18 protein-coding genes and 1 tRNA gene are annotated in these 19771 nt (G+C 62.7%); 9 read left to right on the top strand and 10 right to left on the bottom strand.

The features are described 5' to 3' along the window. Positions 1-223: 223 nt before the first annotated feature. The 4 genes from PU133_RS13095 to PU133_RS13080 all read right to left on the bottom strand — a co-directional run bounded on the left by PU133_RS13095 (position 224) and on the right by PU133_RS13080 (position 1927). Positions 224-883: an SOS response-associated peptidase gene (locus tag PU133_RS13095; protein WP_404864535.1), complete on the bottom strand. Its 660-nt coding sequence runs from the start codon at positions 881-883 to the stop codon at positions 224-226. A 298-nt stretch (positions 884-1181) separates the two neighbouring features. Next, on the bottom strand, positions 1182-1400 hold the full coding sequence (locus PU133_RS13090; RefSeq protein ID WP_404862054.1) for a hypothetical protein: 219 nt from the start codon (positions 1398-1400) through the stop codon (positions 1182-1184). Between the two features lie 25 nt (positions 1401-1425). After that, entirely contained in the window at positions 1426-1629 is a 204-nt protein-coding gene (locus PU133_RS13085) for a hypothetical protein (protein WP_404862053.1), read from the bottom strand. A 124-nt stretch (positions 1630-1753) separates the two neighbouring features. After that, positions 1754-1927: a hypothetical protein gene (locus PU133_RS13080; RefSeq protein ID WP_404862052.1), complete on the bottom strand. Its 174-nt coding sequence runs from the start codon at positions 1925-1927 to the stop codon at positions 1754-1756. Positions 1928-2270: 343 nt separating this feature from the next. Here PU133_RS13080 and PU133_RS13075 point away from each other — a divergent pair, with 343 nt between their 5' ends. The 5 genes from PU133_RS13075 (at position 2271) to PU133_RS13055 (ending at position 6192) form a co-directional block, all read left to right on the top strand. Further along, entirely contained in the window at positions 2271-3110 is an 840-nt protein-coding gene (locus PU133_RS13075) for a DNA adenine methylase (RefSeq protein WP_404862051.1), read from the top strand. Positions 3111-3196: 86 nt separating this feature from the next. Then, on the top strand, positions 3197-4075 hold the full coding sequence (locus PU133_RS13070; protein WP_404862050.1) for an HNH endonuclease: 879 nt from the start codon (positions 3197-3199) through the stop codon (positions 4073-4075). Positions 4076-4120: 45 nt separating this feature from the next. Beyond that, positions 4121-4213, top strand: a tRNA-OTHER gene (locus PU133_RS13065). 418 nt (positions 4214-4631) lie between these two features. Next, complete coding sequence (locus PU133_RS13060; RefSeq protein ID WP_126010555.1) at positions 4632-5393, top strand: cytochrome c biogenesis CcdA family protein; 762 nt, start codon at positions 4632-4634, stop codon at positions 5391-5393. Between the two features lie 97 nt (positions 5394-5490). Then, the gene (locus tag PU133_RS13055) at positions 5491-6192 is read left to right on the top strand and encodes a DUF502 domain-containing protein (RefSeq protein ID WP_404862049.1); all 702 of its coding nucleotides are present in this window, start codon (positions 5491-5493) and stop codon (positions 6190-6192) included. Here the strand turns inward: PU133_RS13055 and recG are convergent, their stop codons facing one another. Beyond that, on the bottom strand, positions 6193-8298 hold the full coding sequence (recG, locus tag PU133_RS13050; protein ID WP_404862048.1) for an ATP-dependent DNA helicase RecG: 2106 nt from the start codon (positions 8296-8298) through the stop codon (positions 6193-6195). It abuts the gene before it with no gap. A gap of 96 nt (positions 8299-8394) precedes the next feature. Between recG and PU133_RS13045 the strand changes: the two genes are divergently transcribed. Together PU133_RS13045 and mfd are read left to right on the top strand one after the other, a co-directional pair. Continuing rightward, positions 8395-8694, top strand: a complete 300-nt coding sequence (locus PU133_RS13045; protein WP_126010552.1) for a succinate dehydrogenase assembly factor 2 — start codon at positions 8395-8397, stop codon at positions 8692-8694. Between the two features lie 2 nt (positions 8695-8696). Beyond that, positions 8697-12212: a transcription-repair coupling factor gene (gene mfd, locus PU133_RS13040; protein WP_404862047.1), complete on the top strand. Its 3516-nt coding sequence runs from the start codon at positions 8697-8699 to the stop codon at positions 12210-12212. Positions 12213-12255: 43 nt separating this feature from the next. Here the strand turns inward: mfd and PU133_RS13035 are convergent, their stop codons facing one another. Then, positions 12256-14235 (bottom strand): bifunctional 2',3'-cyclic-nucleotide 2'-phosphodiesterase/3'-nucleotidase, encoded by a 1980-nt coding sequence (locus PU133_RS13035; RefSeq protein WP_404864534.1) that lies wholly within the window; start codon positions 14233-14235, stop codon positions 12256-12258. A gap of 183 nt (positions 14236-14418) precedes the next feature. Here PU133_RS13035 and PU133_RS13030 point away from each other — a divergent pair, with 183 nt between their 5' ends. Next, entirely contained in the window at positions 14419-14727 is a 309-nt protein-coding gene (locus PU133_RS13030; RefSeq protein WP_404862046.1) for an HlyU family transcriptional regulator, read from the top strand. A gap of 24 nt (positions 14728-14751) precedes the next feature. Here the strand turns inward: PU133_RS13030 and PU133_RS13025 are convergent, their stop codons facing one another. Together PU133_RS13025 and PU133_RS13020 are read right to left on the bottom strand one after the other, a co-directional pair. Next, the gene (locus PU133_RS13025) at positions 14752-16401 is read right to left on the bottom strand and encodes an MFS transporter (protein WP_404862045.1); all 1650 of its coding nucleotides are present in this window, start codon (positions 16399-16401) and stop codon (positions 14752-14754) included. A 108-nt stretch (positions 16402-16509) separates the two neighbouring features. Next, on the bottom strand, positions 16510-16983 hold the full coding sequence (locus PU133_RS13020) for an Lrp/AsnC family transcriptional regulator (RefSeq protein ID WP_404862044.1): 474 nt from the start codon (positions 16981-16983) through the stop codon (positions 16510-16512). Between the two features lie 157 nt (positions 16984-17140). Between PU133_RS13020 and ald the strand changes: the two genes are divergently transcribed. Beyond that, positions 17141-18259, top strand: a complete 1119-nt coding sequence (ald, locus tag PU133_RS13015) for an alanine dehydrogenase (protein ID WP_404862043.1) — start codon at positions 17141-17143, stop codon at positions 18257-18259. Positions 18260-18304: 45 nt separating this feature from the next. On the opposite strand, the gene PU133_RS13010 is transcribed toward ald, so the two are convergent. Together PU133_RS13010 and sseA are read right to left on the bottom strand one after the other, a co-directional pair. After that, on the bottom strand, positions 18305-18817 hold the full coding sequence (locus PU133_RS13010; protein ID WP_404864533.1) for a GNAT family N-acetyltransferase: 513 nt from the start codon (positions 18815-18817) through the stop codon (positions 18305-18307). Between the two features lie 58 nt (positions 18818-18875). Beyond that, positions 18876-19757 (bottom strand): 3-mercaptopyruvate sulfurtransferase, encoded by an 882-nt coding sequence (gene sseA / locus PU133_RS13005; protein WP_404862042.1) that lies wholly within the window; start codon positions 19755-19757, stop codon positions 18876-18878. Between the last annotated feature and the right edge of the window lie 14 nt (positions 19758-19771).

The raw sequence follows: 19771 nt of genomic DNA, 5'->3' as shown, positions 1-19771 counted from the left end.
AAGAAGCCGAACACCGAACAACAGCAGCTTCCAAGCAGCATGAGGGCAGCAATCAGCAGTATCAAATCGGTGAAGCTGTGCAGGCGCTCTTCCGCACATAGCTCAGATCTGTGTCGCCGTCGGCGGTTCAACACTTGCATGCACTTCCTGTGTATTGAGAACCGTATGTCTCACACAGGTGCTGACAGAGCGTTGCTGGAAAACTCCTGATTTTAACGGGTTGTCAGCCTCCCAAACCATCTTTGCGCTCACCGCGAGCCACGATCTTTAGGGCATCGTCGGGAAGGGGGCGCTGGAGTGCGGCCGCCTCTGACCACTCCGCGCGCAACCAGACATCCGCTTCTTCTGCAGTCGTGAGAATGACCGGCATGGCTTTCGGATGCACGGCGCCAACGACGGCGTTCGGCTCGCAGGTGAGGAAGCCGTACAGGTCGGCGTTGATCTCGCCTTCCTTGACCTTTCTCGTACTCGTCCAGTTCGTGCAGACGCCGGCGAACATCATGAGCGGTCGGCTCTCGTCGGCCGCAAACCAGACAGGCACTTTCTTACCATCGATCGTGTCGTATTCGGAGAAGCTGGTGAACGGCACAAGGCAACGGTTTGCAGGGCCGAGCCAGCGGCGCCAGTGCGGGCTCTTCACGTTGCGGATGTTCGTGACACCGCTGTCGACCTTCTTGCCCTTCAGCACGAATTGCGGCGACGGCATGCCCCATCGCGCCATGACAAGCTCGCGCGTGCCGTCGGCTCCATTGCGCACGATCGGCGCCGGATAGTCCGGGAAGATGCCAGGCAGGGGCGGGAGGTTGCCCGTTTGGTCGCGCATGGCACGAGCAAGCTCGAGGATCGCGGCCTGGCCTTTGGTGAGTGAGTAGAGATTGCACATGGAGGCGAGGATGCCACGAGGCCGGCTCACCGTCGATATGGGATAACCTCCCGCTTCCAGATGATGCGATCCTTCGGATAGCTCGGGGCTTCGCGGAATTCCGCCGCGGGTTTCGTCTCGCCGCAAACCGTGCATTTCATCGGCAGCCTGTGCGGCGATCTGCCGTTGCCGAGAGCCTTTATCAGGTCGTCAATCTGAAACATGGCGGTATGACCGCATCGCCTGCAGCTGACGCGCAGGTACCGGAAGTGCCTGCGGGCATCGTCGAGATGGTGCAGCGTTCGCATCGATCATCGGGTCATTGATCTGGGTCCAGGTAGGTGCCGATCGTTCTCTCGGCAAAGCGGAGCGCCTCCTCGCGATCACCGAACCTGAAGTCGAGATACTCGACGCCATCAATGAACACCGCGGTTTTGAAGCGGTAGAGCGTGGCAAAATCAGTTTCGCCCAGACTTGCGCTGCATCGAAGTACCTCTGCCTCGATCCTGACGCGGTGCGGATAGGTCTTTTTCACCATTGTCCTGGAAGGGGCGCCACGAGAGCTACTCATCGTCAGGCGCCTGCCATTTGATCGCGCGCCATCCCCTCGAGAAGCCGGAAGACATGCAGGCATCGGCAAGTGCCAGTCTTCGATAGAGCGCGTTGAGATCGGCGACGAGATCACCGATGGCAGCGCGGGCGTCATGATCATAGGCAGACAGGATGGCCTCGACCTGGTCAGGCGGTCCGATTTTCTCATTTCGCACAGGTACAGCTCCGCCGCTTCCGCAGGCCAAACCAGCGGATCAAAGTTCATCGGTAGGGATTTGTTCCTATTATGTTCACGGTCGCGTCTGGAGTCAATCGGTTACGCGAAGGGTGAGTTCTTGATCAGGAGAACAGCCAGTAGAAGCCGATGAAGCTGAGGGCGAGCAGGGCGATCGCGATGAGAACGGCGCTGCGCCGCGATATCCCGCCATTGTCGTTGGTCCCGACATATTCCAGATCGGCAAAGGTAATCTCGTCGGCGCCGTGTCCCTGGCGCGCGGCGGGGTCGTATCTCATCTTCACGGTCTTGAGCTTTGGCGGCGTCATAAGGCGATGATGCCGTGTCTCGATCCACAAGACCAGATAGATCGGTTCCGGAACGCGAGCAGAGCACACCAAAAGGACGACGGCGCGCCGACTTGCAGCCGCACGCTTCCGATCAGCTCCGGCCTGATCATTGAGCCAAACATGAACAGGAATTGTCGTCCCGGCAGGAAGCTGACGGGCGGCTGCAGCGCGTCAACGCTGCACGCGACGGTCAGAGTGGAATCAGCCCGTCCAGCAACCAGCATGGCTTCGTTGCCGCGCCCGACGCCCCGAGGGGCGCATCGGGACCGTGGCGTCTACGAGGTTAAGAAACATGGAATCTCTCTTCTCTTTTGAAGAGGTGCGGCCAGTCGCTCCCGTGGCCGGCTATATCGGAGGAAAGAGGCAGCTCGCGCAGCGGCTTGCCGCCATCATCGAACAGATACCGCACACGCTTTATGCCGAGCCCTTCGTCGGCATGGGCGGCGTCTTCTTCCGCCGGCGCCTGATCCCCAAGGCCGAAGTGATCAATGACGTGTCCGGCGACGTCGCTACGTTCTTCCGGATCCTGCAGCGGCACTATCCGCAGTTCATGGAGACGTTGCGCTTTCAAATCGCGTCGCGCCGGGAATTCGACCGTTTGCTCAAATGCCGGACGGAGACGCTCACGGACCTGGAGCGAGCAGGACGCTTTCTCTATCTCCAGCGGCTGGCCTTCGGCGGAAAAGTGGTCGGCCGGTCATTCGGCGTGGCCACGACGGGTGGATCCCGGTTTAACATGACCCGCCTGGGACCGCTGTTGGAAGACGTCCATGAGCGTCTCTCCGGCGTGGTGATCGAGAACCTGGACTGGGGCGTTTTTCTCGATCGCTACGATCGACCAGACACCCTGTTCTTTCTCGATCCGCCTTACTTTGGGTGCGAGCGGGACTACGGCGACGACGTATTCACTCGATCCGACTTCGAGCGGCTCGCGGACCGGCTTGATGTCCTGAAGGGGCGCTTCATTCTCACGCTGAATGATTGCCCTGACGTCCGAAGCATCTTCGCTCGCTTCGCAATGACGAACGTGGAGCTGACATACACCATCGCCGGTGGTGAGGGGCGCCGGGTCGGCGAAGTTGTCATCTGGGACGGGCGGGATCCGCGACCGGCGAACTTGCCCAGCGGTTGAAGCCGTCGGACGACAAGTCTGCCAATACCTGTAGTTGAAATCGACGAATCGAGTTGCGATACCCACACTCTAACGGGGAGGGGCAAATGGCCTATTGGTGGGTATCGCAAAACCAGACACACAAACAGGAGCGCGAAGGAGGTTACCTTTGGGCTCCAAAAAGTGGAGCGAATGGAGCAGTATTCACCCACTGGTCCAACATGACACTGGTTCGCGCCGGCGACATAATCTTCTCTTATGCCCAACAAGCGATCGGGGCGATCGGTGTTGCCTCGGGTTCGGCCTACGATGCACCTCAACCGGCAGAGTTTGGTAACGCTTGGCTCGGGGAAGGCCGGAGGGTCGATGTCGCCTACAGCCCTATCGCGCCTCCAGTCGGACTCGACACATTTGTCGATGATTTGATGCCGTTGCTGCCAGAGAGGCACTCCCCAATTACAAGCCAGAAGAAGGGCGTCCAGGGCTACTTGTTCGCGATCCCTCCCAAGGCCGGACACCTCCTTTGTGAAAGGCTTGGTCAGATCGCTCGGGTGGACGAGGCGTTAGCCGACGCCCTCGTTCAAACCATTCCTGATGAGACAACCAGGGAAGCGATGATCAAAGCCCGAATTGGCCACGGTCGATGGAGGCGCGACCTCCTTAGCTACTGGTCGGGCAGGTGCGCTGTTACGGGATTGGACGTTGATCGGCTGCTGCGAGCGTCCCACATCAAACCGTGGCGTGACTCCGATAATGCGGAGCGACTAAATACAATGAACGGCCTCATGCTCAACGCCACCTACGACGCGGCGTTCGACGCTGGCCTCATAAGCTTCAGGGATGATGGAGCAATTTTAATTTCCCCACAACTATCCGACAGCCAACTGATTGCCGCAGGGATCTCCGCCACGGCAAAGCTGTCGAAGGTCGTGGACGCGCACCGCAATTTCTTGGCACATCATCGCAGCAGCGTGCTCAAACTCTGAGATGGTATGAGTTCCAAGTTTCACCATATGTTCGCCGAACAAGACGGCCCTTAAAGTTGGAACATACGCTAAACGGATTTGATCCCTAAGCGCCTTCTAAGCCGATGGTCGCAGGTTCGAATCCTGCAGGGGTCGCCATTGGGCGTTCTGCTCATATCCGTCAGATCGACGACATCCCAAAGGCTGTTCTTACACTCGCGCCTCGGTCGGCAAGAACGACGAGCGACTCTTTCAGAGACTAGGCTGGCATCGTGCGGCTCATGAAGGTCCGCCGACGTGCAGGTCTGTCACACGCCATTCAAAGGCGTTGCGATACCAGCCGAGCTCATGCTCGATCTCAATTGTCTGCGGAGATCGAGGATATGCTGCGCCTCTTGTGCGCGTTGTACAATCGATATTTGCGCAAGAAGAGAAGGTTGCGCTGGCGTAGGCAAACCGCGTCTGAACAATGCCATGATCGGACACATCGTCGCTGTGCGCGAAAAGGTGACTGGCCTTTCACGGCCGCAATCCGGTAAGGCAGGGCATTCGAAGAGCCGGCGGACCCGAAAATAGCGTGACCATAGCCGATATCTCCATCTTCACGGCCATCCTGGCGGGCGCGATCTCGTTTCTGTCGCCCTGCGTGCTTCCGCTCGTGCCGCCATATCTCTGTTACATGGCCGGCGTGAGTGTCGAAGATTTCCGCGCGGAGCCGGCAGGCGTCGGCGGAGCCGTGGTGGCGATGCGCACGCGGCGGGCGGTGTTGCCGGCTGCGGTCATCTTCACGCTTGGTTTCGCGACCGTCTTTGTGGCGCTCGGCGCCGGTGCGTCGCAGATCGGGGCGCTCCTTCGCTCCAACATCATGCTGCTGTCGCAGGTCGGCGGCATCGTCATCATCGCCATGGGCCTGCATTTCCTCGGCGCTTTCCGGATAGGCATTCTCAACCGGGAAATGCGGTTCCAGGGTGCAGGCAAACCGGCGACGCTGACCGGCGCCTATGTGATGGGTCTCGCCTTCGCGTTCGGCTGGACGCCCTGCATCGGGCCGGTTCTCGGGGCGATCCTTGGTGTTGCGGCCTCGCGCCAGACCGTGGGCGATGGCGCGCTTTTGCTTTCGGCCTATTCTCTGGGGCTCGCCATTCCGTTTTGGATCGCCGCCGCATTCTCCGGCCATTTCATGCGGTTCCTCACGCGCTTTCGGCGTCACCTCGGCGCCGTGGAGAAGATCATGGGCGCGCTGCTGGTCTTCACCGGCATCATGTTCCTGACCGGCGGCATGGCGCGCTTTGCGTTTTGGCTGCTGGAGACATTCCCGGTTCTCGGCACGATCGGCTGACGGTGAAATCGTGTGCATTGCGTGCGCTCTGTCACATGCTTGCCGCATGGCGCACGCATAGGCCATAGTTCGCGTCGCTAGACGGACAGCTTCGACCATGGCCGAAAAACCGAAACGCCTGCCGCCAACCATGCGCATCAGGAACTACTTCCTGACGGGCCTGATCATCTGTGCGCCGCTTGCCATCACCGCCTATCTCACATGGTCGTTCATCATGTGGGTCGATGGCTGGGTGAAGCCCTATGTGCCGCGGGTCTATAACCCCGACACGTACCTGCCGTTTTCGGTTCCGGGCTTCGGGCTCGTCGCGGCGCTGATCTTTATCACGATCGTCGGCTTCCTCACCGCCAACATCATCGGGCGCACGCTGATCGATGTCGGCGAAAGCCTGCTCGATCGCATGCCGATCGTGCGCAGCATCTACAAGGGCCTGAAGCAGATCTTCCAGACCGTGCTGGCCGAACAGTCGAATTCCTTCAAGCAGGCGGGCCTGATCGAGTATCCGCGTACCGGCCTCTGGTCGATCGTGTTCCTGGCGACCGACACAAAGGGCGAGATCGGTCACAGGCTCGAGGAGCGCGGCGACGACACCGTGTCGGTGTTCTTGCCGACGACGCCGAACCCAACCTCCGGCTACCTGCTTTTTGTCGATCGAAAGGACGTCATCATTCTGGATATGTCGGTGGAGGAGGCGGCCAAGATGATCATCTCGGCAGGCCTTGTCGCGCCGGATTATCAGCCGAAGCTGAAGGCACTCGCCGAGGCACACCGCAAGGACGAGCCACGGCCGGCAGCTTGATCATCCGGCGCGCAGAAGCCGGATCGCCTCGTCACGGCGGAAGAGGTAGAGCAGGGCTCGCAGTGCCTGTCCGCGTGAGCTAGCAAGCTCGGGATCGGTTTCCAGAATGTATCGCGCATCGTTGCGGGCCGTTTCGAGCAAATCCCCATGAGTCTCCAGGCTCGCGAAACGGAAACCCGGCGTGCCCGATTGCCGCGTGCCGAGAAGCTCGCCTTCACCGCGCAGCTTCAGATCTTCCTCCGCGATGACGAACCCATCCTCCGTGTCGCGCATCACGCCGAGGCGCGCGCGGCCGGTATCGGAGAGTGGCGACTTATAGAGAAGGATGCATGACGAGGCCTCATCGCCCCGGCCGACGCGCCCACGCAACTGGTGCAACTGGGCAAGCCCGAAGCGTTCGGCATGTTCGATGACGATGATGGTCGCGTCCGGCACGTCGACGCCGACCTCGATGACGGTGGTCGCCACGAGGAGCCGCGTCTCGCCGTTCTTGAACGCCATCATCGCGGCGTCCTTTTCCGGCCCGCTCATGCGGCCGTGCACGAGCCCGACCTTTGGCCCGAGGACGGACGCCAACAGCTTGTGCCGCTCATCCGCCGACATGAGGTCGGACACCTCCGACTCTTCCACGAGTGGGCAGATCCAGTAGGCTTTCTTGCCTTCCGCCACCGCCGCGCTCAGCCGGTCTACCATCTCGCCGATCCGCTCGTCCGGCACGGTCACGGTCTGAATCGGCTTGCGGCCGGCGGGTTTTTCGGTGAGGCGCGACACGTCCATGTCGCCAAAGGCGGCGAGCACGAGCGTGCGCGGAATCGGTGTCGCCGTCATCACGAGCATGTGGGGTGCCGCGCCCTTGGCCGTCAGCCGCAGGCGCTGGTGTACACCGAAGCGATGCTGCTCGTCGACGACTGCCAGCATCAGATCTTTGAACGTCACCGTGTCCTGGAAAAGCGCATGGGTACCGACGACGATCTGCGCGTCACCGCTTTCGATCCGCCCGAGCACGGCGGCCCGCTCGCGGCTGCCGGCGCGGCCCGTGAGGATGTCGACGCCGATCCCGAGCCCGGCCGTCAGCTTCTCGATGGTTGCCAGATGCTGCCGGGAAAGGATTTCCGTCGGTGCCATGAGCACCGCCTGGCCACCGGCTTCCACCGCCGCCAGCATTGCCATCAGCGCGACAACCGTCTTGCCGGAGCCCACATCGCCCTGCAGCAGCCGCAGCATGCGCTCGTCGGCCCGCATGTCAGCGAGGATGTCGTCGATGGCCTTGAGCTGGCCGCCTGTCAGTTTGAACGGTAAGTTGGCGCTGACCTTTCTGCTGAGCTGGCCCGTGCCGATGACGGGACGGCCCGAAAGCTTGCGGATGCGCTGCCGCACCATGGCAAGCGACAGCTGTCCCGCGAGCAATTCGTCATAGGCGAGCCGGCTGCGGAAATTGTTGCGCGGTTCGAGGTCGGCGGCCGACTGGGGCGTATGCAGGTCCCGTAGCGCTTCGTGGAAAGCCGGAAAGCCGTGACGCGTGACGATGCCGGGATCGATCCATTCGTTGATCACCGGAAGCGTCTCGAGCGCCCCGTCGATCGCACGGCGCAGCACCTTCGGCGAAAGGCCAGCCGTCAACGGATAGACCGGCTCGACGAACGGCATCGAGGCCGCATCCGCCTCCCGCACCATGTGATCCGGGTGAACCATAGAAGGCCGCCCGTTGAACCAGTCGACCTTGCCCGAGACGAGCATGGTCTCGCCCAACGGCAGCGCATGTTTCAGCCAGTCGGTTTTCGCGCGAAAGAAGGTCAGCGCGATCTCGCCCGTCTCGTCGGAGGCAAAAACGCGATACGGCACGTTTGGCTTTCCGCGCGGGCCGGGCTGGTGACGGTCGATCGTCACCTTGAGCGTCACGATCAGTCCTTCGGGTGCGGACGCGATGCCCGGCTGCTGGCTGCGATCGATGATCGAGTGCGGCGCGAGAAACATGAGATCGACGACACGCGTCTCCTCCGCCCCTTCACGGCCGGTCAGGCGCGCAATCAGGTCCGCGAGCTTCGGCCCGATACCGGGTCGGCTGGCAACGGGAACAAAGAAGGGGTCGAGTTCGCTGGGACGCATGGCCGCATACTGATGCCCCTCCGCAGGCGCGCGAGCAAGGCTGACAAGCGATGCAGGCTTGGCTATAGAGGCGCGATCAACAGGAAGCTTTCTCATATGACCGGTACGACAGTGACGAGCGCCGACCTCGATCCGCGCCGCAGGCGAATTCTCTTTCGCGCCTGGCACCGCGGCATTCGCGAGATGGACCTTATGCTCGGATCGTTCTGCGATCGCGAAATCGCGACCATGAGCGAGGCCGAGATCGCAGAATTCGAGGGTATTCTAGCGCTCGACGACCGTGAACTGGTCAAATGGGTGACGGGGGAAACCCCGATTCCGGCAAATTACGACACGCCGCTCTTCACCCGCATCCGCGCATTCGACCCCGAGATATTCGGCACGAACAGGACCTGACGATGATCGAAGGCCTGTCGCTCGATCTGCTGACGAAGAACCGCACGCCCGTCACGCTGGCCCATGTGCCGGCTGGCGCAGAACCGCTCGTCATCGCCGAAATGGCGCGGGCAGGGCAGGCGGTCGCCTATGTGGTTTCAGACGGGCAGCGCATGGGCGATATCGCGCAGGCGCTTGCCTTTGTCGCGCCGGAAATTCCGGTGCTGCAATTGTCGGCCTGGGACTGCCTGCCTTACGACCGCGTTTCGCCGAGCACCGAAGCTGCCGCGCGCCGCATTTCCGCGCTGACATCCCTCATCGGCTACCAGGCCAAGCCACATCCCGCGATCGCGCTCGTGTCCGTCAACGCGATGCTGTTGAAGGCACCGCCGGTTTCCGTCATCGACGGGCTTGGCTTCACGGCCAAGGCCGGCAGCCAGGTCGGTATGGATGCCATCATCACCCGGCTTGCGGCGAATGGCTTCGAGCGTGTCTCGACCGTGCGCGAAGTCGGCGAATTTGCCGTGCGTGGCGGCATTCTCGACGTCTATGTCCCGGGTGCACAGGAGCCGCTTCGCCTCGATTTCTTCGGCAACACGCTCGAAAGCGTGCGAAGCTTCGACCCGGCGACGCAACGCACGACCGGGCAGGCGAAGACGCTCGACCTGAACCCGATGAGCGAGGTGACGCTGACGCCGGAAACGATCAGCCGCTTTCGCACGAACTACCTGGCCCTCTTCGGTGCCGCGACGCGCGACGACGCGCTCTACCAGGCGATCAGCGAAGGCCGTCGCTATGCCGGCATGGAGCATTGGCTTCCGCTCTTCTACGACAAGCTCGATACGGCTTTCGATTATCTGAAGGGGTTTTCGTTCGTCACCGATCACCTCGTGGCTGAAGCCGCGTCGGAACGCTCGGCCCAGATCAAGGACCATTACGAGGCACGGCGCCACGCCGGCGAGCAGTCGGGCAAGGGGCAGGGCACGCCCTATAAGCCCGTGGCCCCTGAAAGCCTTTATCTCGACGCATCGGAAGTCATGGCGCGCATCGATGCGCTTCACGGCATTCGCGTGACGCCTTTCGACGAACCTGAAACATCCGATCGGCGCGTGGTAACCCTTCAGGCCAAGCCCGGTCCGCGCTGGGCGCGCAAGGTGGAGGAAGCTCGCCAGGCCGGCAGCGCCGACGACGAGCGTGAGAACCTCTTCGCCACCGCTTCGCGCCACATCGCGGACAAGCGCGCAGACGGCAAGCGCGTGCTCGTGACCGGCTGGTCCGAAGGGTCGCTCGATCGTCTATTGCAGGTGCTGAGCGAACACGGCCTTGCCCGCATCAAGCGAATCGAGAAGCTCGACGATATTCTGAAGCTCGCCAAGGGCGAGGCTGCGGCTGCGATCCTGCCTCTGGAGCAGGGTTTCGAGACGGGCGATCTCGTCGTCATCGGCGAGCAGGACATTCTGGGCGACCGGCTCGTTCGCCGCGCGCGTCGCAAGAAGCGCGGCTCGGACTACATCTCGGAAGTGGCGGGGCTTGAAGAAGGCTCGATCGTCGTCCATGCCGAGCACGGCATCGGCCGCTTCGTCGGGCTGAAGATCATCGAGGCGATGGGCGCGCCCCACGACTGCCTCGAGCTGCACTATGCCGGCGACGCCAAGCTCTATCTGCCGGTCGAGAACATCGAGCTTCTGTCGCGCTACGGGTCCGAGGGCACCGAGGTCACGCTCGACAAGCTTGGCGGCGTCGCCTGGCAGGCGCGCAAGGCCAAGCTGAAGAAGCGCCTGCTCGATATGGCAGGCGGCCTGATCCGCATTGCAGCCGAACGGCGCATGCGCTCGGCCCCGGTCCTGACGACGCCGGAAGGCCTCTACGACGAGTTCGCGGCCCGTTTCCCGTACGACGAGACGGAAGACCAGATGAACGCCATCGAGGCCGTGCGTGGCGACCTTGGCGAAGGCCAGCCGATGGATCGTCTCGTCTGCGGCGATGTCGGCTTCGGCAAGACGGAAGTTGCCCTTCGCGCCGCTTTCGTTGCGGCAATGAACGGGGTCCAGGTAGCGCTGGTCGTGCCGACAACGCTGCTTGCACGCCAGCACTACAAGACCTTTGCCGAGCGCTTCCGTGGCCTGCCGATCCGGGTCGCCCAAGCGTCCCGCCTCGTCGGAGCGAAGGAACTCGCGCTCACCAAGGGCGAGATCGCCAGCGGCAAGTGCGACATCGTCATCGGCACGCACGCACTGCTTGGCTCGTCGATCAAATTCGCAAATCTCGGCCTGCTCATCATCGACGAGGAGCAGCATTTCGGCGTCAAGCACAAGGAACGGCTGAAGGAGCTGAAGTCGGACATCCACGTGCTGACCTTGTCGGCAACGCCCATTCCGCGCACGCTGCAACTGGCCATGACCGGTGTGCGCGAATTGTCGCTGATCACCACGCCCCCGGTTGACCGCCTGGCGGTACGCACCTTCATCTCGCCCTTCGATGCTCTGACGATCCGTGAGACGCTGCTGCGCGAGCACTATCGTGGCGGCCAGAGCTTCTATGTCTGCCCGCGCATCGCCGATCTGGAGGATGTGTCGGCCTTCCTGCAGTCGGAAGTGCCGGAGCTGAAGGTCGCGACCGCGCACGGCCAGATGCCGCCGGGCCAGCTCGACGACATCATGAACGCCTTCTATGACGGCCAGTACGACGTGCTCTTGTCGACGACGATCGTCGAATCGGGCCTCGACGTGCCGCGGGCCAATACCCTGATCGTTCACCGCGCCGACATGTTCGGCCTTGCCCAGCTCTACCAGCTGCGCGGTCGCGTCGGCCGCTCAAAGGTCCGTGCCTTTGCGCTCTTCACGCTTCCGGCGAACCGGATGATCGCGCCCATGGCGGAGCGCCGGCTCAAGGTGTTGCAGTCGCTCGACGAACTCGGTGCCGGCTTCCAGCTGGCCAGCCACGACCTTGATCTGCGCGGCGCAGGCAATCTGCTCGGCGAAGAACAGTCGGGCCACATCAAGGAAGTCGGCTTCGAGCTCTACCAGCAGATGCTGGAGGAGGCCGTGGCCGAACTGAAGGGTGAGGACGAGGTGCGCGACACCGGCTGGTCGCCGCAGATCACCGTCGGCACCCCGGTCATGATCCCGGAAGACTATGTGCCGGACCTGCATCTGCGTCTCGGCCTCTACCGGCGCCTGGGCGAAATCACCGATCTTTCCGAGATCGACGATTTTGGTGCCGAACTCATCGACCGCTTCGGGCCGATGCCGACGGAAGTGCAGCACCTCCTGAAGATCGTGTACATCAAGGCGCTCTGCCGCACGGCGAATGTCGAAAAGCTGGATGCGGGACCGAAGGGCGTCGTCGTGCAGTTCCGGGACAAGCAGTTCCCGAACCCCGCTGGCCTCGTCCAGCACATCGCGCGGCTCGGCAACCAGGCGAAGATTCGCCCAGACCACAGCGTCGTCTTCATCCGCGAACTGCCGACCCCGGAAAAGCGCCTCGGCGGCGCTGCCGTGATCATGAACAAGCTCGCGGAGATCGTGAAGGCGGCTTGATCAGGTTTGCTCTCCCCTGCAGAGGGGAGAGCAAGTCTCTAGGCTACAATGTGATCCGGTAGCGGGCGAAGCCGTTCTCGCCGGCCCCGGCTTCCTCGATTGCCACGCCTTCCACATCGGCGATCACGTCAGCGGCTGCTGGGCCCGTGTCGAAGACGACGGTCGTGTCGGGCAGTGGGCTGAAGCGCCAGTTGCCGTCGGCAGCAGGATCGATCTCGCCCTGTTCGATGATGTAGCGGACGATGATGTCGCGGTTGGTGTCCGGTCCGACGAAGATGATCTTGTCGGAGGTGATGCCCGGAAAGCTGCCCCCGCCGCCGGCGCGGTAGTTGTTGGTGGCGACCGCAAAGCGTTGGCCCGGATCGACAGGCGCACCCTCGAAGGCCAAGTTCTTGATTCGGCTGGCGCTTTCATCGACGAGCACGCCGTCGGAATCGTAGCGCGATGGCTGAGACAGGTCGATCTCGTAGGTGACGCCGTCGATCACGTCGAAATTGTAGGAGGGGAAATCCGGATTGATCAGCGCGGCATCGGTCGCACCGGGCTCGATCTGGTTGAAGATCCCGGCCGAGCGCTCCAGCCACTCCTTCAGATCGGCACCGGTGATGGCGACCGCATGGATCGTATTCGGATAGAGATAGAGGTCTGCGACGTTCCTTATCGCGATCTCGCCGACCGGCACGTCGGTGTAGTAGTCCGGCCCGCCGCGCCCGCCAGCCTTGAACGGTGCGGCTGCGGAGAGCACCGGCAGATCGGCGTAATCTGGATCGCGTGAAAGGATGTCGGCGATGTACCAGGTTTGCGCCTGGCTGACGATCTGCACCGACGGATCGTCGGCGACGAGCGCAAAATAGGAATGCAGACGGGCCGCCGTGCGCCCCACGGGCGTGCGGACATAGACAATGGTCGCCTCGTGCTCGGCTTCGACGGAGGCGAGCACCTCGGCGTCGCTCTCGACCAGCGGCGTGACGGTTGCGTCCACCCGCTCGAAGATCGGCCGCGCCTCGGATGTGTGCGTGACGACCCGCCAGCTGTTGCCGTCGCGCTCGAGCAAAAGGTCGATCAACCCGAGATGCGAGCCCCAGAAGCCAGGCATCACACCGGGCTTGCCGGCAATCGTGCCTTCGGCATTGTCGACGCCGGCCACACCTTCGAATTCCTCGCCTGGAAAGACGCGATGCAGATGGCCGGTGACGATCGCATCGATGCCATCGATGGCGGCAAGCGGAATGGCCGCATTCTCCATGCCGTCGCTATGGGCTTCTTCGCCGATGCCCGAATGGGCGAGCGCGATGACGATGTCGCAGCCTTCCTCGCGCATTTGCGGCACGAAGGCGCGGGCGGCCTCCACCATGTCGCGCGCCGCGGCGTTGCCGGTGAGGTGAGCGGCGTCCCAGGTCATGATCTGCGGTGGCACGAAACCGATAATGCCGATGCGAATCGGGTGGGTTTCCCCCGCGCCGTCGGTCAGCTCTCGGTCCAGAATGACGTAGGGCTCGATATAAAGCTCGTCCTGAACCGGATTTCCGGCGAGTGCCCCGCGCGTGACATTGGCGCAGACGAAGGGAAATTCAGCGCCATCGAGCGCCTTGAAGAGAAAGTCGAGGCCGTAGTTAAATTCGTGGTTCCCGAGCGTGGACGCATCGAAGCCGAGCGCGTTCATCGCCTTGATGACGGGATGCACGTCACCCTCGTTCAGGCCGCGCTCATAGGCGATATAGTCACCCATCGGGTTGCCCTGCAGGAAATCGCCATTGTCGACCAAGATCGCGTTCGTCGCCTCCGCGCGGATCGAATTGACGATCGCCGCCGTACGGGCGAGCCCCATCGTGTCGTTCTCGCGGTCGGCGTAATAGTCGTAGGGGTAGACATGCACATGCAGGTCGCTCGTGCCCATGATCCGGAGATGCGCCTGGTTCGCCTGCGCCCGTGCCGAGAACGGGTGCAGCAGGATGAGGGTAGAGAGAGCGGCGGAGCCGGCGAGCAGATGGCGTCGGGTCAGGGCAAGCGGCCTTTTATGCATGATCACGGGTACGGTTCCTCTCGATGTCGATGTGGCCTGATCCCCAGCGCCGCGCAATCGAGCATCTGCCTGTGACGCATTGATGACGGCTGGGCGGATCGACATTAAAGCTGGCCTGAAATGGCTGGCCAAGCGGCAGGCGCGTGCTAGAAAGCTTGAAAACCTGACCATGGGAGACCGGCAATGTCATTCCTTTCCAAGCTGTTCGGCCTTGGCGGCGAGAAGGCCGCGCCCAAGCCCGTGGCAGCCGCTCCCATCGAGCATCAGGGCTGCGAAATCATCGCCCAGCCGATGAGCGAAGGCGGCCAGTGGCGCGTCGCCGGCGTCATCGCGAAGACCGTGGACGGCCAGCGTGTCGAGCGTCAGTTCATCCGCGCCGATCTCTGCATGACGGAAGAAGAAGCCGTCGAAGTCTCGCAGCGCAAGGGTCGCCAGATCATCGAACAAAACCCGCGCCTGTTTTCCGATCCGAGCGATACCGGCCCGGTCTGATCGCCCGTCGGTCTGGGACACGCTTCAGTGAATATCGAGCATGTCCTTGGGCGTGACGTGCTGATTGGCGCTCCAGTCCGTTGAGCGCTCGATCATCCGGTGGATGACCGGCTTGCCCGGTCCCTTGTGCATGGCGCGAATGGCTTCCGCGATGACGGCATCGGCCTCCGTGGTGCGCTGATGATAGCGCTGATATTCCGTCCATGTCGGCAGGTGGTAGGTCTCCTGCCAGAGCTCAGGATCTTCCAGATCGCGCATCAGCGTCCAGTGGCGCGCGCCATTCCGGAACCTGAGGCGCCGGCGTTCCGCCATGGCTTTGAGGAACTCCGGCATGTCGTCATTGCCGATCCGATACTCGACCATAATGACGATCGGGCCGCTCTGCGGCTTGATGTCGAGGGCGAGATGCGGCTCCTTCCAGCGGTTCAGCGGGTCGAGTTTCAGGCGCGGCGGTGACGGCAGCGGCAGGACGAGGCCGATCGCGGCGCCCACCACCATCAAGACAGAAGCCGCAAGAAGCGCGTTCGACGCGCCATAGCTCTCCGTGACCATGCCCCAGATCCAGGACCCGAGCGCCATGCCGGTAAAGGTCGCCATCTGATAAAGTGACAACAGCCGCCCGACGACCCAGCGCGGCGTCGACAGCTGCACGGTGGTGTTGAAGAGCGAAAGCGTCAGCACCCAGCAGGCTCCGCCAAGCGTCATCGCCGCCATGGTCAGCGGTGCGGAGCGGCTGAACGAGGCGATGAACGCGCAGACGGCGAAGCCGAGGAAGCCGGTGCGGATCAGCGTTTCACCTGCGAATCGTGCCCGCAGCGCGGAATTGGATAGCGCCACTGCCACAGCTCCGAGCCCGAAGGAGCCTAGCAGCAGGCCGAAAAGCTGCGGGCCACCGGCGAGAATGTCGCGCGCAATCAGCGGCATCAGCGCCATCACGGCGCTTGCCGAAATGCCGAACATGGCGCTGCGCAGCATGACGATCTCGATCTTCGGCGACATGACGAGATAGCGAAGGCCCGTCATGATCGCGCTGCCGAGGCTCTCGCGCGGCAGCGTGCTCGCCGGAAGCGATGGTTTCCAGCGCACGAGCACGAAGATCAGTCCGAGATAGCTCGCGGCGTTGATGGCAAAGGCCGCGGCGGCACCGGCCGCAGCGACGATGGCGCCGCCGATGGCTGGGCCGACGCTGCGTGACAGGTTGAAGCCCATGGAGTTGAGCGTGACGGCTTGCGGAAGATCGTCGCGACCGACCATGTCGCCGACGGATGCCTGCCAGGAGGGATTGTTGAGCGCCATGCCCGAACCGATCAGGAAGGTCAGGCCGAGAAGCGTCCATGGCGTCAGCGCGTCGTACCATGCCGCAATCGCAAGCATGGTCGCGACGACCAGCATGAAGCATTGAGCAAGCAGCATGACCTTGCGCCGATCGTAGCTGTCGGCGATCGCCCCCGAGATCAGCGCGAGAAAGGCGATGGGCAGCGCGTTCGATGCCTGGACAAGCGCCACCATGTCTGCAGAAGCCGCGAGCTGCGTCATCAACCAGGCGGCGCCCACCGTCTGGATCAGCATGCCGAAATTCGATGCCATGGCGCCGAGCCAGATGGCGCGGAATGTCGGATGCCTCAGCGGTGCGAGCGCGGCAAACGTCGCAGGCTTGGAAACGTCTTCCTTCATGATCGGCTTTCGGTGAGGCGGCTGCAGGCAGTTTGAAGGATGCGGGGGAGAGCGAGACTAAACCTCTGTCTCCGCTTCCGGAACCCCTGTTGCCTCAAACACCGGCGGTCAGAAATGTTCCGCGTCGATGCCGATATTCGGTCTGTCGATCACGTCGCGCAGCGCAAACGAGGAGTTGATGCGCACCACATGGGGCAAGGCCGACAACCAGTCCCGATGCAGCCGCTCGTAATCCTGGAGATCCTTGACGGCGACCCGCAGCACGTAATCGTACTCGCCGGACATCAGGTAGCAGGACAAGACGTTGGGGCAGAGCTTCACGGCCTTCTCGAACTCGGAGAGCGTGCGCGCGAATTGGCCCGACAGCGAGATGTGAACGATCGCCGTCATGCCGTAGCCGAGCGCCTTGTCGGACAGTCGCGCGTGATACCCTCGGATGACGCCGGATTTTTCGAGCAGATCGAGGCGGCGCGAGCAGGCGGAGGGCGAGAGCCCCACTGCTTCCGCAAGATTGGCGTTCGAGATTCGCCCTTCTTCCTGCAACCGCTTCAGGATCGCACGATCGATAGCATCGAACTCCATAGACGGCGAAATCCCCGAATAACCTAGCATCACGCGCAAGAATATTCGAAATTCAGTGATCTGTGAATTCATCTTCGCAAGGACATTGCAGGCATCCAATGTTGAAATCTGATCTCGTCGCCCGCCCTCCCGTCGCGGGCCGCCATGGAGGATCGCAATGCGCGTAGGCTGCCCGAAGGAAATCAAGAACCACGAATACCGCGTCGGCCTGACGCCGGGCGCCGTGCGCGAATATGTTGCCCATGGCCACGAAGTGATCGTCGAAACCGGCGCGGGCACCGGCATCGGTGCCGATGACGGTGCCTACCAGGCGGCCGGCGCCAAGATCGTTGCGACCGCTGCGGAAATCTTCCAGCGCGCCGACATGGTGGTGAAGGTCAAGGAGCCGCAGCCATCTGAATGGGCGCAGCTGCGCGAAGGCCAGCTGCTCTACACCTATCTGCACCTCGCTCCGGATCCCGAGCAGACCAAGGGTCTCGTCGAATCCGGCGTAACGGCCGTCGCCTATGAAACCGTGACCGACGACCATGGCGGCCTGCCGCTTCTCGCTCCGATGTCGGAAGTTGCCGGACGCCTCGCCATCCAGGCCGGCGCAACCGCGCTGCAGAAAGCCAATGGCGGCCGCGGTATCCTGCTCGGTGGCGTGCCGGGCGTGCTGCCTGCGCGTGTCGCGATCATCGGTGGCGGCGTGGTTGGTCTTAATGCCGCAAAAATGGCCGCAGGCCTCGGCGCGGAGGTGACGATTCTCGATCGGTCGTTGCCGCGCCTTCGCCAGCTCGACGATATCTTCAATGGCCGCGTCCGCACGCGCTTCTCCACGATCGAGGCGCTGGAAGACGAAGTCTTCACCGCCGATCTGGTCATCGGCGCTGTTCTGATCCCGGGCGCTGCGGCACCGAAGCTCGTCACCCGCGAGATGCTTTCAGGCATGAAACGCGGTGCCGTCATCGTCGATGTCGCGATCGACCAGGGCGGATGCTTCGAGACCAGCCACGCGACGACGCATTCCGAGCCAACCTACGAGGTCGATGGCATCGTGCATTACTGCGTTGCCAACATGCCGGGTGCCGTGCCGATCACATCGGCCCACGCGCTGAACAACGCGACTCTGCAGCACGGCCTGAAGCTTGCCGATCGTGGCCTGAAGGCGATTGCCGAAGACAAGCATCTGCGCGCCGGCCTCAACGTCCATGCCGGCCGCATCACCAACCGCGCCGTTGCCGAAGCGCTCGGCTACGAAGCTGCGGAACCGCAGGCGGTCCTCAAGGTCGCTTGATCGCCTGGAGGGTAGGCGCTCGGCCTCTGGCCGGGCGCCGCCTTGTCAATCGAGCTTAGCAAGCCGCAAGTGATCTGCGTCGGTCATCGGATGGATGAAGGTTTCTGTCTGACCGATCGGGTTGAAGCCCATTTTCTGGTAGAGCGGCAAAGCTGCCTTGTGGTCGAGCGTACAGGTATTCACCGTCACGCGCTCCGGTCCCAGAGCCCAGGCCGAATCGATTGCCTGGCGCAGGAACCAGCGCCCGATCCCGCGACCATGCGCGTGCTTCATCAGCCCAAAATAAGCGAGATCGACGACCTCTTCGCTTTCCCGCTTCAGCTCGAAGAACCCTGCAGGTGCGCCATCCAGGTAGAGCACGTCGATCGTGGTGGCCGGATCGTGCACGACGCCTGACAGCGTTTCGTCATCCATGCGCAGCCGGTAGACCCAGTGGTAGTCGCGCCCGATCCGATACTGCAGGTAGCGGTAGAAGTGCAGCGGTATGTCTCGGACACGCATCAGCGCTGCCTGCACGTTCACCGGCAGCGGGTGATGACCCGATGGCGGTTTCACCATTTCCAGATAGGTGACCGTCGTCGTCAGCGGTGCGGGCGTTTTGCCTTTGGCCAAGCCGTCACTCCTTCAGCGACGACGCGGCATCGTCGATGATGCCGGCACCCTGCTTCACCGGCGTATCGTCGCGCGAACCCCATTCCGACCACGAACCGTCATAGAGCTTGTTGTCCGTATAGCCGAGCGAGTGGAGCGCGAGCGTAATCGTCGCTGCCGTGACGCCCGAGCCGCAGGTGGTAACGACGGGTTTGGAAGGATCGACGCCGGCATGCTTCAGCGTCTCGGCGAGTGCTTCGAGATCCTTGAGACTTCCGTTCGCGCCGAGCGAGGCTGCCGGAACGTTGAACGCACCCGGCATATGGCCCGAGCGCATGCCGGCGCGAGGCTCGGGCTCTTCGCCGGTGAAGCGACCATGGGGGCGCGCATCTGCGATCTGGGCGGAGCCATCGTCGATCACGGCGCGCACATCGTCGATCGTGGCAACCCGGCTCGCATCGAAGGCAGGGGTGAAGACAGCTGGCTCAGGCGCGGACGTCTCGGCCGTCACGGGGCGGCCTTCGGCTTTCCAGCGGTCGAGTCCGCCATCGAGCAGAAGCACCGAACCTGCGCCCATGGTGCGGAACATCCACCAGACGCGGGGAGCGGAAAAAAGCCCCGGACCGTCGTAAACAACGATCGTGTCGTTCTCGGAGATGCCTAGGGCGCCGACTTTCTCGGCGAAGATCTCAGGCGAGGGCAGGGCGTGCGGCAGCGACGAATTCGGATCGACGATGGCGTCCTGATCGAAGAACACCGCGCCCGGGATATGGCCGCTCGCATAGTCCGCACGCTGATCGCGGTTCTGTGCAGGCAGGTACCAGGACGCATCGACGATCTGCAGGTGGGCTTCACCGAGCCGCGCCTGAAGCGTTTCGCCGTCGATGATGAATGGGCTTTTGGTCATGGCGTCATCCTCCC

Origin of the sequence: Georhizobium sp. MAB10 (assembly GCF_045012825.1) — a bacterium.
Classification (GTDB): domain Bacteria; phylum Pseudomonadota; class Alphaproteobacteria; order Rhizobiales; family Rhizobiaceae; genus Georhizobium; species Georhizobium profundi.
This window is presented reverse-complemented; position numbering and strand designations above follow the sequence as displayed.

What these genes read in the sequence shown, in the direction of transcription:
- PU133_RS13095 (WP_404864535.1), bottom strand. Translation starts at nt 883, where the DNA reads ATGTGCAATCTCTACTCACTCACCAAAGGCCAGGCCGCGATCCTCGAG.
- PU133_RS13090 (WP_404862054.1), bottom strand. Translation starts at nt 1,400, where the DNA reads ATGGTGAAAAAGACCTATCCGCACCGCGTCAGGATCGAGGCAGAGGTA.
- PU133_RS13080 (WP_404862052.1), bottom strand. Translation starts at nt 1,927, where the DNA reads ATGAGATACGACCCCGCCGCGCGCCAGGGACACGGCGCCGACGAGATT.
- PU133_RS13075 (WP_404862051.1), top strand. Translation starts at nt 2,271, where the DNA reads ATGGAATCTCTCTTCTCTTTTGAAGAGGTGCGGCCAGTCGCTCCCGTG.
- PU133_RS13070 (WP_404862050.1), top strand. Translation starts at nt 3,197, where the DNA reads ATGGCCTATTGGTGGGTATCGCAAAACCAGACACACAAACAGGAGCGC.
- PU133_RS13055 (WP_404862049.1), top strand. Translation starts at nt 5,491, where the DNA reads ATGGCCGAAAAACCGAAACGCCTGCCGCCAACCATGCGCATCAGGAAC.
- recG (WP_404862048.1), bottom strand. Translation starts at nt 8,298, where the DNA reads ATGCGTCCCAGCGAACTCGACCCCTTCTTTGTTCCCGTTGCCAGCCGA.
- PU133_RS13045 (WP_126010552.1), top strand. Translation starts at nt 8,395, where the DNA reads ATGACCGGTACGACAGTGACGAGCGCCGACCTCGATCCGCGCCGCAGG.
- mfd (WP_404862047.1), top strand. Translation starts at nt 8,697, where the DNA reads ATGATCGAAGGCCTGTCGCTCGATCTGCTGACGAAGAACCGCACGCCC.
- PU133_RS13035 (WP_404864534.1), bottom strand. Translation starts at nt 14,235, where the DNA reads ATGCATAAAAGGCCGCTTGCCCTGACCCGACGCCATCTGCTCGCCGGC.
- PU133_RS13030 (WP_404862046.1), top strand. Translation starts at nt 14,419, where the DNA reads ATGTCATTCCTTTCCAAGCTGTTCGGCCTTGGCGGCGAGAAGGCCGCG.
- PU133_RS13025 (WP_404862045.1), bottom strand. Translation starts at nt 16,401, where the DNA reads ATGAAGGAAGACGTTTCCAAGCCTGCGACGTTTGCCGCGCTCGCACCG.
- PU133_RS13020 (WP_404862044.1), bottom strand. Translation starts at nt 16,983, where the DNA reads ATGGAGTTCGATGCTATCGATCGTGCGATCCTGAAGCGGTTGCAGGAA.
- ald (WP_404862043.1), top strand. Translation starts at nt 17,141, where the DNA reads ATGCGCGTAGGCTGCCCGAAGGAAATCAAGAACCACGAATACCGCGTC.
- PU133_RS13010 (WP_404864533.1), bottom strand. Translation starts at nt 18,817, where the DNA reads ATGGTGAAACCGCCATCGGGTCATCACCCGCTGCCGGTGAACGTGCAG.
- sseA (WP_404862042.1), bottom strand. Translation starts at nt 19,757, where the DNA reads ATGACCAAAAGCCCATTCATCATCGACGGCGAAACGCTTCAGGCGCGG.